The organism is Streptomyces sp. NPDC040622 (assembly GCF_055593965.1).
Genome location: NZ_JBVIXD010000006.1, coordinates 1 through 12,958 on the forward strand (window position 1 = coordinate 1; position 12,958 = coordinate 12,958).

12 protein-coding genes are annotated in these 12,958 nt (G+C 72.6%); 3 read left to right on the plus strand and 9 right to left on the minus strand.

Annotated elements, in window-relative coordinates:
- Nucleotides 1-140: 140 nt before the first annotated feature.
- The 4 genes from ACZ592_RS17695 to ACZ592_RS17710 form a co-directional block, all read right to left on the minus strand.
- Complete coding sequence (locus ACZ592_RS17695; protein ID WP_471582481.1) at nt 141-812, minus strand: response regulator; 672 nt, start codon at nt 810-812, stop codon at nt 141-143.
- Nucleotides 809-2,029 carry a sensor histidine kinase gene (locus tag ACZ592_RS17700; protein ID WP_471582482.1) on the minus strand — a complete coding sequence of 407 codons (1,221 nt, stop codon included), beginning with the start codon at nt 2,027-2,029 and terminating at the stop codon, nt 809-811. The genes ACZ592_RS17695 and ACZ592_RS17700 overlap by 4 nt, the downstream gene beginning before the upstream one ends.
- 67 nt (nt 2,030-2,096) lie before the next feature.
- A complete protein-coding gene (locus tag ACZ592_RS17705) occupies nt 2,097-2,921 on the minus strand; it encodes an ABC transporter permease (RefSeq protein WP_471582483.1) in 825 nt (274 codons plus the stop codon).
- Nucleotides 2,918-3,880 (minus strand): ATP-binding cassette domain-containing protein, encoded by a 963-nt coding sequence (locus ACZ592_RS17710; RefSeq protein WP_471582484.1) that lies wholly within the window; start codon nt 3,878-3,880, stop codon nt 2,918-2,920. The genes ACZ592_RS17705 and ACZ592_RS17710 overlap by 4 nt, the downstream gene beginning before the upstream one ends.
- 125 nt (nt 3,881-4,005) lie before the next feature.
- On the opposite strand from ACZ592_RS17710, the gene ACZ592_RS17715 reads away from it, so the two are divergent.
- The gene (locus tag ACZ592_RS17715; RefSeq protein ID WP_471582485.1) at nt 4,006-4,593 is read left to right on the plus strand and encodes a GNAT family N-acetyltransferase; all 588 of its coding nucleotides are present in this window, start codon (nt 4,006-4,008) and stop codon (nt 4,591-4,593) included.
- A 166-nt stretch (nt 4,594-4,759) separates the two neighbouring features.
- On the opposite strand, the gene ACZ592_RS17720 is transcribed toward ACZ592_RS17715, so the two are convergent.
- Entirely contained in the window at nt 4,760-5,377 is a 618-nt protein-coding gene (locus tag ACZ592_RS17720) for an NADPH-dependent FMN reductase (protein WP_471582486.1), read from the minus strand.
- Between the two features lie 145 nt (nt 5,378-5,522).
- Nucleotides 5,523-7,049, minus strand: a complete 1,527-nt coding sequence (locus ACZ592_RS17725) for an MFS transporter (RefSeq protein WP_471582487.1) — start codon at nt 7,047-7,049, stop codon at nt 5,523-5,525.
- Nucleotides 7,050-7,116: 67 nt separating this feature from the next.
- Here ACZ592_RS17725 and ACZ592_RS17730 point away from each other — a divergent pair, with 67 nt between their 5' ends.
- On the plus strand, nt 7,117-7,818 hold the full coding sequence (locus tag ACZ592_RS17730) for a TetR/AcrR family transcriptional regulator (RefSeq protein ID WP_471582488.1): 702 nt from the start codon (nt 7,117-7,119) through the stop codon (nt 7,816-7,818).
- Nucleotides 7,819-7,862: 44 nt separating this feature from the next.
- Here the strand turns inward: ACZ592_RS17730 and ACZ592_RS17735 are convergent, their stop codons facing one another.
- A complete protein-coding gene (locus tag ACZ592_RS17735; RefSeq protein ID WP_471582489.1) occupies nt 7,863-8,984 on the minus strand; it encodes a helix-turn-helix transcriptional regulator in 1,122 nt (373 codons plus the stop codon).
- A 95-nt stretch (nt 8,985-9,079) separates the two neighbouring features.
- Between ACZ592_RS17735 and ACZ592_RS17740 the strand changes: the two genes are divergently transcribed.
- The gene (locus tag ACZ592_RS17740) at nt 9,080-9,811 is read left to right on the plus strand and encodes an SDR family NAD(P)-dependent oxidoreductase (RefSeq protein WP_471582490.1); all 732 of its coding nucleotides are present in this window, start codon (nt 9,080-9,082) and stop codon (nt 9,809-9,811) included.
- A gap of 55 nt (nt 9,812-9,866) precedes the next feature.
- On the opposite strand, the gene ACZ592_RS17745 is transcribed toward ACZ592_RS17740, so the two are convergent.
- Together ACZ592_RS17745 and ACZ592_RS17750 are read right to left on the minus strand one after the other, a co-directional pair.
- Complete coding sequence (locus tag ACZ592_RS17745; RefSeq protein WP_471582491.1) at nt 9,867-11,561, minus strand: type IV secretory system conjugative DNA transfer family protein; 1,695 nt, start codon at nt 11,559-11,561, stop codon at nt 9,867-9,869.
- Nucleotides 11,551-12,951, minus strand: coding sequence for an ATP-binding protein (locus ACZ592_RS17750; RefSeq protein WP_471582492.1), 1,401 nt, complete (start codon nt 12,949-12,951; stop codon nt 11,551-11,553). Before ACZ592_RS17750 ends, ACZ592_RS17745 begins: the two co-directional genes overlap by 11 nt.
- Between the last annotated feature and the right edge of the window lie 7 nt (nt 12,952-12,958).

The following is a 12,958-nucleotide window of genomic DNA, read 5'->3' on the forward strand; positions in this document are numbered from 1 at the left end:
GCAGGGGGGACCCTGTGGGAGAGTAGGACGCCGCCGAACTCCTTTTAAGGAAAACCCCCGCACCTCTGGTGCGGGGGTTTTCTGCGTTCTGGGGTCTTTTCCTCTGCGAGGACGTCCGAGGGCCGGGCGAGGGCGTGAGATTACGACGGGCTCACCAATTTGGTGTCGTACGCCAGGATCACCGCCTGGACCCTGTCCCTCGCGCCCGTCTTCGCGAGGATGCGGCCCACGTGCGTCTTCACCGTGGACTCCGCCAGGTGCAGTCGGCCCGCGATCTCCGCGTTCGTCCATCCCTGGCCCATGACCGTCAGGATTTCGCGTTCCCGCTGCGTGAGCGAGGAGAGGCGCGGGTGGGCCGCCGGATCGGAGGGGGCGGAGCCGGTCTCCGGTAGGCGGTCCGCGTACGCGTCGAGGAGCCGGCGGGTCAGGCTCGGGGCGACGACCGCGTCGCCCGAGGCGACGGCGCGGATTCCGGCGAGGAGCTCTTCGGGCAGGGCGTCCTTGATGAGGAAGCCGGACGCTCCCGCGCGAAGCCCCGCGTACGCGTACTCGTCGAGGTCGAACGTGGTGAGGATCAGGACGCGGGTGCGGGCGCCCGACGCGACGATGCGGCGGGTGGCCTCGATGCCGTCGAGGCCGGGCATGCGGATGTCCATGAGGACGACGTCCGGGTGGAGGTCGGCCGTCATGCGGACCGCCTCGCTGCCGTTCCCGGCCTCGCCCGCCACCGTCATGTCGTCCTGGCTCTCCAGGAGCATGCGGAAACCGAAGCGCTGCATGGGCTGGTCGTCGACGATGAGCACGGTCGTCACGGGGTTTCGTCGTCCTTCGGGAGATGGAGGTGCACCCGCCAGCCGCCCGGCGGATGAGGGCGTGGCCCCGCGTCAAGTGTGCCGCCGTACAACGAGGTTCGCTCGCGCATTCCTGTCAGTCCGCGGCCGCCGCCCGGTCCCGGGACGCCGCCCGCTCCGGTGTCCGTGACCTCCACCGTCACGCCGTCGTCCGCGTAGGAGACGTCTACCGTGGCGGTGGCGTCGGGACCGCCGTGCTTGAGGGTGTTGGTGAGGGCTTCCTGCACCACCCGGTAGACGGTGAGTTGGCGTCCTGCGGGGAGCCGGCCGGCGCGGCCCCGCAGGGTGTGGCGTACCGGGAGGCCCGCGGCGCGTACGCCGTCGATGAGCTGGTCCAGGTCCGTCAGGGCTGGCTGCGGGGCGAGTTCGGCGGTGGCGGGCGCGTCGTGGCGCAGGACGTCCAGGAGGCGGCGGAGTTCGGTGAGGGCCTGGCGGCTGGTGGCGCCGATGGCTTCGAGGGCCTGGGCCGCACGTTCCGGGGACTTGGCGGCCGCGTACGAACCGCCGTCCGCGAGGCCGGTGATGACGGAGAGGTTGTGGCCGATGATGTCGTGCATCTCGCGGGCTATGCGGGTGCGTTCGGCGGCGGCGGCGAGCTGGGCCTGCTGGTCGCGTTCGACCTCCAGGCGGCGGGCGCGTTCGACGAGGGCCTCGGTGTAGTCCTGGCGGGAACGCACCGCGATGCCGAAGAGGGCCACGAGCGCGTACGCCCATACGTACGGGATGACCTGCTGGTCCCAACTGTCCTCGGGATAGCGGACGGCGCCCACCACGAGGGGTGCCGTCATCATGAGCCCGGCCCAGCCGAGCGTCCGCAGGGGCAGCCGCATCGCGATGCTGAACAGGACGACCATCTGGATCAGGGAGGCCTGGAGCATCGCGCCGGTCCAACTGCTGACCAGGCTGGTGGCCGCCATGACGGCGAGGACCGCCAGGGGGTGCCGGCGGCGCCACAGCACCGGAAGTGAAAGGGCGACGCTCATCAGGAGGATGAGCGGGCCCGGCACGTCGTCGTCGGGCGCGGTGGTGCGCCAGCCGCCGCTCGCGTCGACGAGGGCGGCGACCACGAAGAAGCCGGTGACCAGCAGGTCCCAGACGAGCGGGCGGCGCCTGTCGAAGGCGCGCACCCGCTGCGTCGACCGCTGGAGGAGCTGGGTGAGGGGGTGGGGCTCGGTCACGGCCTCATCCTCGTACAAGAGTTCTTCTCGCAAGGGCTTCTCTCGCAGGAGCACCTCGCGGTGCATGTCATACGTCGCGGCGCTTGAGCAGCACCGATGCCGCGGCGGTGATCGCGACGGCCCAGAGGGCCAGGGTGACCAAGGCCGTGCCCGGGGCGATGGTGTCCTCCACGCGGGCGATCGAGCCGAGGGAGCTCGCGGCCTGGGCGGGGAAGTAGCTGATGGCGGTGTCGACGGCGCCGAAAGGCAGCATCGACAGGACCTCGGGGAGGATCAGGACGGCGCCGACGAACGCGCCGATGGCGCCGGGTACCGAGCGGAGCAGGGCACCGAGGCCCAGGGCGATCAGGCTGAGCAGGGTGATCGAGGCGGCGCTCGTGGTGAGGGCGCCGAGGACGCCGGAGTCCGTGAGCGAGAGTTCCTTGTCGCTGCCCGAGAGCCAGATCTGGGCGAGCAGGAACGTGGCGATGTTCGTCACGAGGCAGCTGACGAAGACGAGGGCCGTGAAGACACCGGCCTTCGCCCACAGGACGGGCAGGCGGGCCGGGACCGCCGCGAGGGAGGCCCGGATCATGCCCGTCGAGTACTCGCCCGCGGTGACGAGGATGCCGAGGACGGCCAGGCAGATCTGGGAGAGCTGGGTGCCGAAGAGGGTGAAGACGATGGTGTCGATCTCGGAGTCGTCGCCGTCGTAGGTGACGCCCATCGTGATGCCGACGGCGATGACCAGGGCGCTCGCGGTGCCCAGGGTGATCCAGGTGGAGCGGAGCGTCCACAGCTTGTGCCATTCGGAGCGGGCGATGCCCTTGGCGCTCAGACGGCAGGCGGGGGCGGCGCTCCCCCGGGCGCCGGGGGTCTGCGGGGCGGGTCGGGTGGCGGTGCTGCTGCTCATGCCGCTGCTCCTTCCGGTCGGCGGGTGCCGGTCACGTCGGTCGGGACGGCCGAGGCGACGTACTCGACGGAGTCCCGGGTGAGGTCCATGAACGCCTGCTCCAGCGAGGCGGTGTGCGGGGTGAGTTCGAACAGGGGGATGCCGTGGGAGGCGGCGGTGCGGCCGATGTGTTCGGCGTCCGCGCCGCGCACGTCGAGGACGCCGGGGACCTCGCCGGTGACGCGTACGTCGGGCCCCGCGAGCAGTTCGCTCAGGAGGCCGGCCTCGGGGGTCACGACCTTGACGGATCCGGTGCCCGCATCCCGTACGAATCGTTCGACGGTGGTGTCCGCGAGGAGCCTGCCGCGGCCGATGATGATCAGGTGCTCGGCGGTCAGCGCCATCTCGCTCATGAGGTGCGAGGAGACGAGGACCGTACGGCCTTCGGCGGCAAGGGACTTGAGGAGGTTGCGGATCCACAGGACGCCCTCGGGGTCGAGTCCGTTGACCGGCTCGTCGAGGATGACCGTGGCGGGGTCGCCGAGCAGGGCGGCCGCGATGCCCAGGCGCTGGCCCATGCCGAGCGAGAACCCTTTGACGCGCCTGCGGGCGACCTCGTTGATGCCCGCCAGCTCCAGGACGGCGTCCACGCGGCTCTTCGGGATGGAGTGCGTGTGGGCGAGCGCCATGAGGTGGTGGTACGCGGAGCGGCCCGGGTGGACCGAGCGGGCCTCCAGGAGGGCGCCCACCTCGTGCAGGGGCGCCGGGTGGGCCGCGTAGGCGCGGTCGCCGACGGTGGCGCGGCCCCGGGTGGGGGCGTCGAGGCCGAGGAGCATCCGCATGGTGGTGGACTTGCCCGCGCCGTTGGGGCCGAGGAAGCCGGTGACGGTGCCCGGGTGGACCTCGAAGCTGAGGTCGTCGACCGCCTTCTTCGCGGGCTTGCCGCCGTACTGCTTGGTCAGTCCGTATGCCCTAATCATGGTGTCGATCCTGGCGTCGGCGGGGGCGCGGATCGTCGGACCGGGGGCGGGAAGTACGGGCCGGGGGTAGTACCCCGGTACGACGGCGACCCCGAGAAATCTAGGATCAGGGGATGGATCAAGGGATGGCTCAGGGGCCGGCTCACGGGACAGGTCGCGGGCTGGACCGCGAATACACGGTGCGTGCCGTCCGCGCCGACGAATGGCCGCAGGTCAGGGAGGTCCGGCTGGCCGCGCTGCGGGACCCGGCGGCGCCGGTCGCCTTCCTGGAGACGTACGAGGAGGCGGCGGCGAAACCGGACGCGTTCTGGCGGGAGCGGGCGGCGGGCGCCGCGCGGGGGACGGCCGTCCGGCAGTTCGTGGCGGAGGGGCCGCACGGCGTGTGGGCCGGCACGGTGACCGTGCTGGTCGAGGAGGCAGGGGCGGACGACGTGTTCGGCGGGGTCGTCGCGCAGCGGCAGGCGCATCTCGTGGCCGTCTATGTGCGGCCGGAGCACCGGGGGAGCGGCGCGACGGACGCGCTGTTCGAGGCGGCGGTCGCCTGGGCGTGGTCCCTGGCCGACCTCGACCGGGTACGGCTGTACGTCCACGAGAACAATCCGCGGGCACAGGCGTTCTACCGGCGGTTCGGGTTCGTGAGCAGCGGAGTCGCCGTTCCGGTGCCCGGTGACTCCGCTTCACGGGAGTTCGAGATGGTGCTGAAGCGGGGCTGACGGGCCGGGCGTCGAGGACGCGCCGCCGGGAGACGGGATCGAGGACGCGCCGCCCGGAGACGGTCCGGGCGGCGCGTGGGGTCTTGGGTGGCTTTGTGGCTTCTGGGCTCGTGTGGCGCGGGCCGCTGTACGCGGGTCAGTTGTACGCGGGCCAGTCGTACGCGGATCAGTTGTACGGGGTTTCCGTGCGGGCCGTGTGCAGGGCCCTCGCCCACCAGGAGAGCTGGTCCAGCATGACCTTGGCGGCGCCGGCCGCGCCGTTCTCCTCGTGCGCCCGGCCGTTCTCGCCGAAGTGGTCCCAGGCGTTGTGGAAGCTGACCACGTCGCGGACGGTCGTGCAGTGCAGCTCGGCGAAGACCAGCCTCAGCTGCTCGACCGCGCGCAGGCCGCCGCCGAGGCCGCCGTACGAGACGAAGGCGACCGGCTTGGCCTCCCACTCGGTGCGGTGCAGGTCGATGAAGTGCTTCAGGGCCGCCGGGAAGCTGTGGTTGTACTCCGGGGTGATCACCACGTACGCGTCGGCGGCGTCGACCCGCTCGGCGAGCGCGGTGAGGGCCGGGGTGCGTTCGGTGCCCCAGTCCGGGTGCGCCGACGGCAGTACCAGGCCGGCGACGTCGATGACGTCCACGGTGTAGCCGGAGTGGCGCTCGGCGAGGGCGGTGAACCAGGTGCCGACGGTGGGGCCGAAACGGCCGTCGCGGGTCGATCCGACGATGACGGCGAGGCGCAGCGGGGCGGGGGCCTCGGTGGCGGAGGCGGGGGTGGCGTTCGGGGTGGTGGACATGGCGTTCTCCTCAAGAGTGGTGCCCGTAGGTGCGTAAGGGCGGGAAGTCGGTCGGTTCTGTGGCCTTGCTGGGCCGTGGTGCGCTGGGCCGGGTGGTAGTCGGGCTGAGCCGTGCCGGGTGGTAGCCGGGCCCAGCCGTGCCGGGTCAGTGCGTCCGGGCCGGGGTCCTGGGTTCGGGCCGTGCCGGTGAGGTCGTGTCCGTCGTGGGGCGGGCGGCGGGTGGCCGCAGCAGGCGGGCGGTCAGGAGCGCGAGTGCGGCGGCGCCGCCCGCCACCGTCCAGAGCGTGATCCGCCAGGCCTCCGTGAACGGGCCCGCGTGGCCGCCCGCGCCGGCCGTGACGCGGCCCGCGAGTTCCGCCGAGCCGACCCGGGACTCCACGAGGGCCAGCAGGAGTGCCCCGAAGAGGGTGAGCATCACGGCGCCGGTGCCGCCGCGGACGGTGTTGAGGAAGCCCGACGCCATGCCGATCTGGGCGGGCTCGACCATGCCGAGCGCCTGGGCGTCGATGATGCCGAGCGACAGGCCCTGGCCGACGCCGACGGTCAGCAGGGGGCCCGCGAGCGCCGCCGTGGAGATGCCGGGGTGCAGGGTGGTCAGCCAGGCGTTGCCGGCGGCGATCAGGAGCAGGGACAGGACGAGCAGGTGGCGGGCCGGGACGCCGCGGTTGGTCAGGCGGGCGCCGAGCGGGGGCAGGGCGAGGACGGGGACGGTCATCAGGAGCAGGATCAGGCCCGCCTCGCGTGCCGTGGTGCCGCTGGTGCCCTGGAGGTAGGTGGGCAGGAAGACCAGGACGCCGGTGGTGCCCGCGCCGAGCCCGAACGAGCCGAGCGACCAGCCGAGGAAGGCGGGGTTGCGGGCCAGGGAGAGGTCGAGGATGGGGTGCCCGCCGGTGGCGGTGAGGCGCTTCTCGACCCGTACGAAGGTGATCAGCAGCGCCACGCCCGCGGCGAGCGGCAGCAGCGTGCCCACCGACCCCCAGCCGGACTTGGAGCCTTGCGTGACGGCGAACAGGGTCAGGGAGAGGCCGCCGATGAAGGTGGCGGCGCCGGCCTTGTCGACGTGCGGCGCGGCGGCGGCGCGGGACTCGGCGAGGAAGCGGGTGCCGGTGAGGATGAGGGCGCCCGCGGCGGCGAAGACCAGGAACGTGGTGCGCCAGCCGAGTCCGTCCACCATCCATCCGGAGAAGGTGGGGCCGATGGCGAGGCCGACGCCCGCCGTGGTGCCGAGGGCGGCGAACACCCTGGTCCTCGCGGCGCCGGTGAAGGTGGCCGCGAGCAGGGAGCCGCCGCTCGCCATGACCCCGGCGGCGCCCGCGCCGGAGAGGAGGCGGGCGGCGTCCAGGAGCAGGATGTGGTGGGCGAAGGCGGCCGCGAGCGTGCCTGCCGAGTAGAGCGCGGCGCCGGTGGTGAGGACGCGGCGGCGGCCGAAGATGTCGCCGAGCGAGCCGGCGACGAGCATGAAGGAGGAGGCGGCGAGGAAGTAGCCGACGACCACCCACTGGAGGGCCGCGCCCGACGCGTCGAGGTCGGAGCCGATGCGGGGCAGGGCCACGGTGGTGCCGGACATCGCCATCGGCAGCGTGAGCATGCCGAGCAGGACGACGAGGAGGGTCAGGACGGGACGGCCCCTGCGGACAAGCGGCGGGGCCTGCGGAGCGGTCTCGGTAGGCATGCGAGTAAAGTACAACGAACGTTGTAATGATTACAACGGTCATTGTAATTTTTCTGGGAGAGGTGAGATGGCGGACAAGGCAGAACAGGGTGAAGCAGGGCGGCGTGAAGAGGGGCAGAAGCCCCCGCGCAAGGGGATGTTGGAGAAGCGCAGGGCCATCACGAGCGGTGCCCGCACCGTCTTCGGGCGCGAGGGCTACACGCGTGCGAGCATCGACGCCATCGCCGCCGAGGCCGGCGTCTCCACGCGCACCATCTACAACCACTTCGGCGACAAGGCGGGCCTCTTCCGCGCCGTGCTGCTGGAGAGCGCGGCGTCGGTCACGGCGGCCGCGGACGCCCTCTTCGAGCGGCATCTGCGCAAGATCCGGGACGTCGACGAGGACCTCCTGGACCTCGCCCGCGACTGGGTCGGCCAGAGCGCGGCGCACCCCGCGCACTTCTCCGTCGTGCGCCAGATCATCCCGGAGGGCGGCCGGCTGCCCCTCGACGTCCTGGAGGAGTGGCAGCGGGTCGGGCCGCAGGCCTCTCAAGAGGCGCTGGGGCGTTGGCTGTTGGAGCTCGGGCGGCAGGGCCATCTCGCCGTCGACGAGACGAACGCGCGCAAGGCGGCGCGGCACTTCGCGCTCATGGTGGGCGGCGGGGTGACGGCCGAGTCGTACTTCGGGGCGCTCCCGCTGGAGAAGGCCCAGGTCGAGGAGATCGTGCGGGACGGGGTGGAGATCTTCCTGCTGCTCTACGGGCGGGGTGAGGGAGGTCGTGCGGGGTGAGTCGGGGCCGTGGCGTGTGACGCGGCGGTCGGCCCGGGGGCTCCTCAGGGGTGGAGGTCGGGTTCCGCGCGGGCGATCAGGTAGCCGAGCTGGGCCCGCGAACGCGACCCCAACTCCCTGGAGATGGCGGCCACATGACCTGCGACCGTACGCCGTGACACCCCCAGGCGGCGCGCGATCGCCTCGTCCGTGAGGCCCGCGACCAGCTGCCGCACGACCGCGCGGCGGACCTCGTCGACGATCAGCGGCTCCCGGGTGCGGGCGGCGGCCGGTTCGGCCACCGGCACGGCCCGCTCCCACGCGTCGTCGAAGGCCGCGGCGAGGTGGGCGACGACGGCGGGGTGGCGTAGCTCGACCGCGCCCCGGTGGGCCCGGACCGCTCCGGCGCCCCCGGTTCCCGCGGTTCCCGCGGTTCCGCCCTCGTCGTGTCCTCCGGGCCGCGTGTCACCGCTCCCGTCGCGGCCCCCGGGCCGCATCCCGTCGCTCTCCTCGCGGTGTGCGAGGTAGGCGGTCGTGCGGTCGCAGAGGATCAGGCGGCCGGTGAGCCGGTGCAGGGTGCGCACCCGGCCGCCCGCCCGCTCGATCTCCTGGATGTGCCGCCACTGCGCGGCGTGCGTGCGGGCCGCGTGCGGGAACAGGGCGCGGTGGGTGACGCCCGGCGGGACGAGGGCCGGGTCGGTCAGGTCGTACGGGCCTCGGTCGCCCGACGGCTGCACCGTCAGCAGTTCGGTGCGGCATCCCCGTACGGCCTGCTCCAGGAGTGCGGGCACGGCCTCCGCGCCGTCGACCGCGGTCAGCCAGTCCTGGGACTCGCGCCGGGCCGCCCGGTAGATGGCGTGCACCGGCGAGAACCCGGAACTGATCGACCGCAGCCGCTCCTGCTGGCTCTCCAGCAACTCCCTTACCGGGGTCAGGAGTTCCGACTCGGCCGTCTGCGGCGATACGGGCACGAGGACGGCCGGGTCGTCCGGCGGTGGCGTCAGCAGCCCAAGGCGTACGAGGCAGCGGGGCGCCGTCGCGCGCGGCAGGCACCCTTTGACGACGGCGGCGCGGTAGCGGCTCAGGCCCTCGGCGCAGGGGGCGGCGGCGGTGCCGGTGCACCGACAGCCGGCGCCGGGGTCCTCGGCGGCGCCCACGGCGTCCGCGGCATGTGCGTCATCGTGCATCGCACGATTATGCACCGGGATTTCGAAGGTCAATGAAGGGTGACGCTGTGAGACTCGAAGCGAAGAAGTCGAATCGCTTGGGAATCGAAGGGGACGTGATTCTTGTGAATCTCTCCGGCAGCACCGTCGTCATCACCGGCGCGGGCGGCGGCATCGGGCTCGCCACCGCCGAACTCGTCGCACGGCGCGGCGCCCGCGTCGTCCTCACCGACCGCAGCGCGGACGCGGTACGCCCGCACGCCGAGCGGATCCGCGAACTAACCGGCGCCGAGGCGGAGTTCCGCGCCCTGGACGTCACCGACGGTGCGGCCGTCGAAGCGGTCATGGGGTCGGTCGGCACCATCGACCACCTCTTCACCTGCGCGTCCGGCAGCGTGATCGCCCCCTTCGGCGAGCTCACGGAGGCGCAGGTGCGGCGCTTCTTCGAGATCAAGTGGTGGGGGCAGTACCGGTGCCTGCGGGCCGCGCTGCCGTACATGCCGAAGACGACCGGGTCGGTCACCCTCGTCTCCGGCTACCTCTACCGGAAGGCCGACCCCGGCTACTTCGCCTTCGCCGCCGTCAACGGTGCGGTCGAGGCCGCCGTGAAGTCCCTGGCGATGGAGCTCGCCCCGCTGCGGGTCAACGCGGTCGCGCCGGGCCCGACCGACACGCACGCGCACCTGATGACCCCCGAGGAGCACCGCGCCTACCGCGAGGAGACCGGTGGGCGGCTGCCGGTGGGGCGGCCCGGCACCGCGGAGGAGGTCGCGCACGCGGCCGCCTACCTGATGGAGAACTCGTTCACCACGGGGACGACGCTGGACGTGGACGGCGGGAAGCGCTGAGTGACCGCCGCGCTCCCGGCGGCCCGCCCCGGCGCCCCGCCCCGGCGCCCCGGCTTCACAGGGACGGGAGTTCGCCGTCCGGCCAGCGCGCCCTGCCCTGTTCCCGCGACCGGAGCAGGGCCAAGGTCGGCAGACCCCGGTCCGCCCCGCCGGCCAGCAGCTCCGGCAGCTGCGGCAGCGGAGCCACCGCGGCGACGTCGTCCAGGACGAGCGTCATTGGTGGGTCGAGCCGACCGGAGGATGACCGTTCGGCCATGCGCCGGCCGTGCTCGACCACGCTGGAGGCGAGTGCCGTCAAGAGGGGCATGGCACCCGGGCCCTGGCGGGACTTGGGATCCTCGATCGCCTCACCCACCACAAAAAGCGTGCCCCCTTCATCGACGAAGGAATCCAGGGAGAGCGCGTCAGTTCGGTTCGGGGTGCAGGACTCGCGGACGTGGACGGTGAAGAGCGCGGACAGGGTGCGGGCGGTCAACTCCTGTGCGATGTCCCGCCGTTCCGGATACGCGGTGAGGGCTGCCTCCAGCTCGCCCGCGGCACCGGACGACGCCTTGGGGTGCGTACGGAGGATGCGTACCGCCTCCTGGATCTGCGTGCCCTGGGACCAGCGGTGGACGAGCTTCATCGGCTTGTCGGCCACGGCGGCGGCGTGCAGGAAGCTGCGCAGCAGGACCCGGGCCGTGTCGGCCACGGCGAGGTCCAGCTTCGCGGCCGGTCTTGTCGGGGCGAGCAGCGCGGCGGCCCGTGCGTCGGCCGTCGCCCTGTCCTGGCAGCCGGTGATGGGGGACCAGTGGAGGCGGGCCGGGGTGTCGCACAGGTGGGAGGGGTCGTAGAGCAGGACGGGGCCCAGCTTGGCGCGGGCGTCCTTCGTCTCGGCCCACAGGGTGGGGTCGGAGGTCAGGACCAGGGCGGCACCCTCGGCGTCCCGGACGGCCTGGACGGCGTGCGGCCGGCGGTCCTCGGCGCTGCCGAGGACCAGGGGGACACGGGGGGTCGGGACGGTGGTTCCCGGGGGTCCTCCGGCGTGGGGGGACTCGAAACCCGAGGTCGGGGCCGGAGCCTGAGCCTGGGCAGGTGCGGGGGCCGGGGCCGGGGCCGGGATCAAGGTCTCCGCGCCGCCGACGAGCGGCTTCTCCAAGAGTGGTGCGTCCGTGAGCGGTGCGTCCGTGAGCGGTGCGTCCGCGCGGGCCGCGTGCTCCACGCCCATGGCGGGCTGGGCGTCCTGGGCCGCCGGAGAGGGCTGCGTGGGCTGCGTGGGCGCGGCGGGAGCGGTCTGCGACGAGGGGGCGCCGGATCCGGCGCCCGCGGGCCGGCCGCGGGACATCCGCGCCTCCCGCCGTTCCCTGCGCACCGCGCGCCAGCGTGCCAGGGTCCCCATCACGAAGACCGTCAGCACGATCAGGATCATCAGCTGGCCGAGGAACAGGCCCCAGAACAGGCCGTACCCCGACAGCTCGCCCGCCGGTGTGGTGGGCCAGGCGCCCGCCACGTCCTGCGGGCTGCCGATCAAGTGGCGTACCGCCGGGGGCGTATCGCCGAAGGAGACGTTCCGGGGCCACGCCCCGTGCGCGAACCGGCCTGCCAGGTTCGTGGCCGACCAGACCAGGACCGTGGCCCCGATCAGGAAGGCCAGGAAGCCCACCAAGAGGCCGTCGGGAACGCCGCGTTCGGGTCGGCCTCCCCGGTCGGGGCCCCGTCCGTGAGCGGGCCGTCCGTCGGAGGAACGGCCCCGCTCCCACTCATCCCGCATGCTGCTCCATGTATGCCGCCCGCTCCTCCGCCTCCAGCTCGGCCGCCCGCAGCGCGTCGTCGGCCGGGGCGTCGTCGGGGAGGTCCGCCGACGACTCGGTCATGGCGCGGTCCGTGAAGACCAGTGGCCGTTCCGTCTCGGTGATCAGGTGCTTGACCACCTGCACGTTGCCGTTGACGTCCCAGACCGCGATGCCGGGCGTGAGCGTGGGAATGATCTCGACGGCCCACCTGGGCAGCCCGAGCACCATGCCCGTCGCCCGTGCCTCGTCCGCCTTCTGGGCATAGATGGTCCGGGTGGAGGCCATCTTCAGGATCGCGGCCGCCTCCTTGGCCGCCGCCCCGTCCACCACGTCGCTCAGGTGGTGGACCACCGCCACGAACGACAGGCCGAGCCGCCGCCCGAACTTCAGCAGCCGCTGGAACAGCTGGGCCACGAACGGCGAGTTGATGATGTGCCACGCCTCTTCCACCAGGAAGATCCGCTTCTTGCGGTCGGGCCGGATCCACGTGTGCTCCAGCCACACGCCGACGATCGCCATCAGGATCGGCATGGCGATGGAGTTCCGGTCGATGTGCGACAGGTCGAAGACGATCAGCGGGGCGTCGAGGTCGATGCCCACCGTCGTCGGCCCGTCGAACATGCCCCGCAGGTCACCGTCGACCAGTCGGTCCAGGACCAGCGCCACGTCCAGACCCCACGCCCGCACGTCGTCTATGGCCACGTTCATGGCCTCGGCCGACTCCGGCTCGGGGTGGCGCAGCTGCTCGACGATGTCGGTCAGGACCGGCTGGCGCTCCACGATCGTCTCGTTCACGTACGCGTGCGCGACCTTCAGCGCGAAACCCGACCGCTCGTCCAGGCCGTGCCCCATCGCGACCTCGATGATCGTGCGGAGCAGCGCGAGCTGGCCCGTCGTCGTGATCGCGGGGTCGAGGGGGTTGAGCCGGATGCCCATGTCCAGGGCCGCCGTCGGGTCGAGCCGGATCGGCGTTATGCCCAGCTCCTGCGCGATGAGGTTCCACTCGCCGACGCCGTCCTCGCCCTGTGCGTCCAGGACGACCACTTGGCGGTCCTTGAAGCGCAGTTGGCGCAGGACGTACGTCTTCTCCAGGGCCGACTTGCCGTTGCCGGACTCGCCGAGCACCAGCCAGTGCGGCGCGGGCAGCTGCTGCCCGTACAGCTGGAAGGGGTCGTAGATGTAGCCCTTGCCGGAGTAGACCTCACGCCCGATGATCACGCCCGAGTCGCCGAGGCCCGGTGCGGCCGTCGGGAGGTAGACCGCCTGGGCCTGCCCCGTCGACGTACGCACCGGAAGCCTGGTCGTCTCGACCTTCCCGAACAGGAAGGCGGTGAAGGCGTCCGTGAGGACGGTCAGCGGATCCCGCATCTCAACA

What these genes read in the sequence shown, in the direction of transcription:
- ACZ592_RS17705 (WP_471582483.1), bottom strand. Translation starts at nt 2,921, where the DNA reads ATGAGCAGCAGCACCGCCACCCGACCCGCCCCGCAGACCCCCGGCGCC.
- ACZ592_RS17710 (WP_471582484.1), bottom strand. Translation starts at nt 3,880, where the DNA reads ATGATTAGGGCATACGGACTGACCAAGCAGTACGGCGGCAAGCCCGCG.
- ACZ592_RS17715 (WP_471582485.1), top strand. Translation starts at nt 4,006, where the DNA reads ATGGCTCAGGGGCCGGCTCACGGGACAGGTCGCGGGCTGGACCGCGAA.
- ACZ592_RS17720 (WP_471582486.1), bottom strand. Translation starts at nt 5,377, where the DNA reads ATGTCCACCACCCCGAACGCCACCCCCGCCTCCGCCACCGAGGCCCCC.
- ACZ592_RS17725 (WP_471582487.1), bottom strand. Translation starts at nt 7,049, where the DNA reads ATGCCTACCGAGACCGCTCCGCAGGCCCCGCCGCTTGTCCGCAGGGGC.
- ACZ592_RS17730 (WP_471582488.1), top strand. Translation starts at nt 7,117, where the DNA reads ATGGCGGACAAGGCAGAACAGGGTGAAGCAGGGCGGCGTGAAGAGGGG.
- ACZ592_RS17735 (WP_471582489.1), bottom strand. Translation starts at nt 8,984, where the DNA reads ATGCACGATGACGCACATGCCGCGGACGCCGTGGGCGCCGCCGAGGAC.
- ACZ592_RS17745 (WP_471582491.1), bottom strand. Translation starts at nt 11,561, where the DNA reads ATGCGGGATGAGTGGGAGCGGGGCCGTTCCTCCGACGGACGGCCCGCT.
- ACZ592_RS17750 (WP_471582492.1), bottom strand. Translation starts at nt 12,951, where the DNA reads ATGCGGGATCCGCTGACCGTCCTCACGGACGCCTTCACCGCCTTCCTG.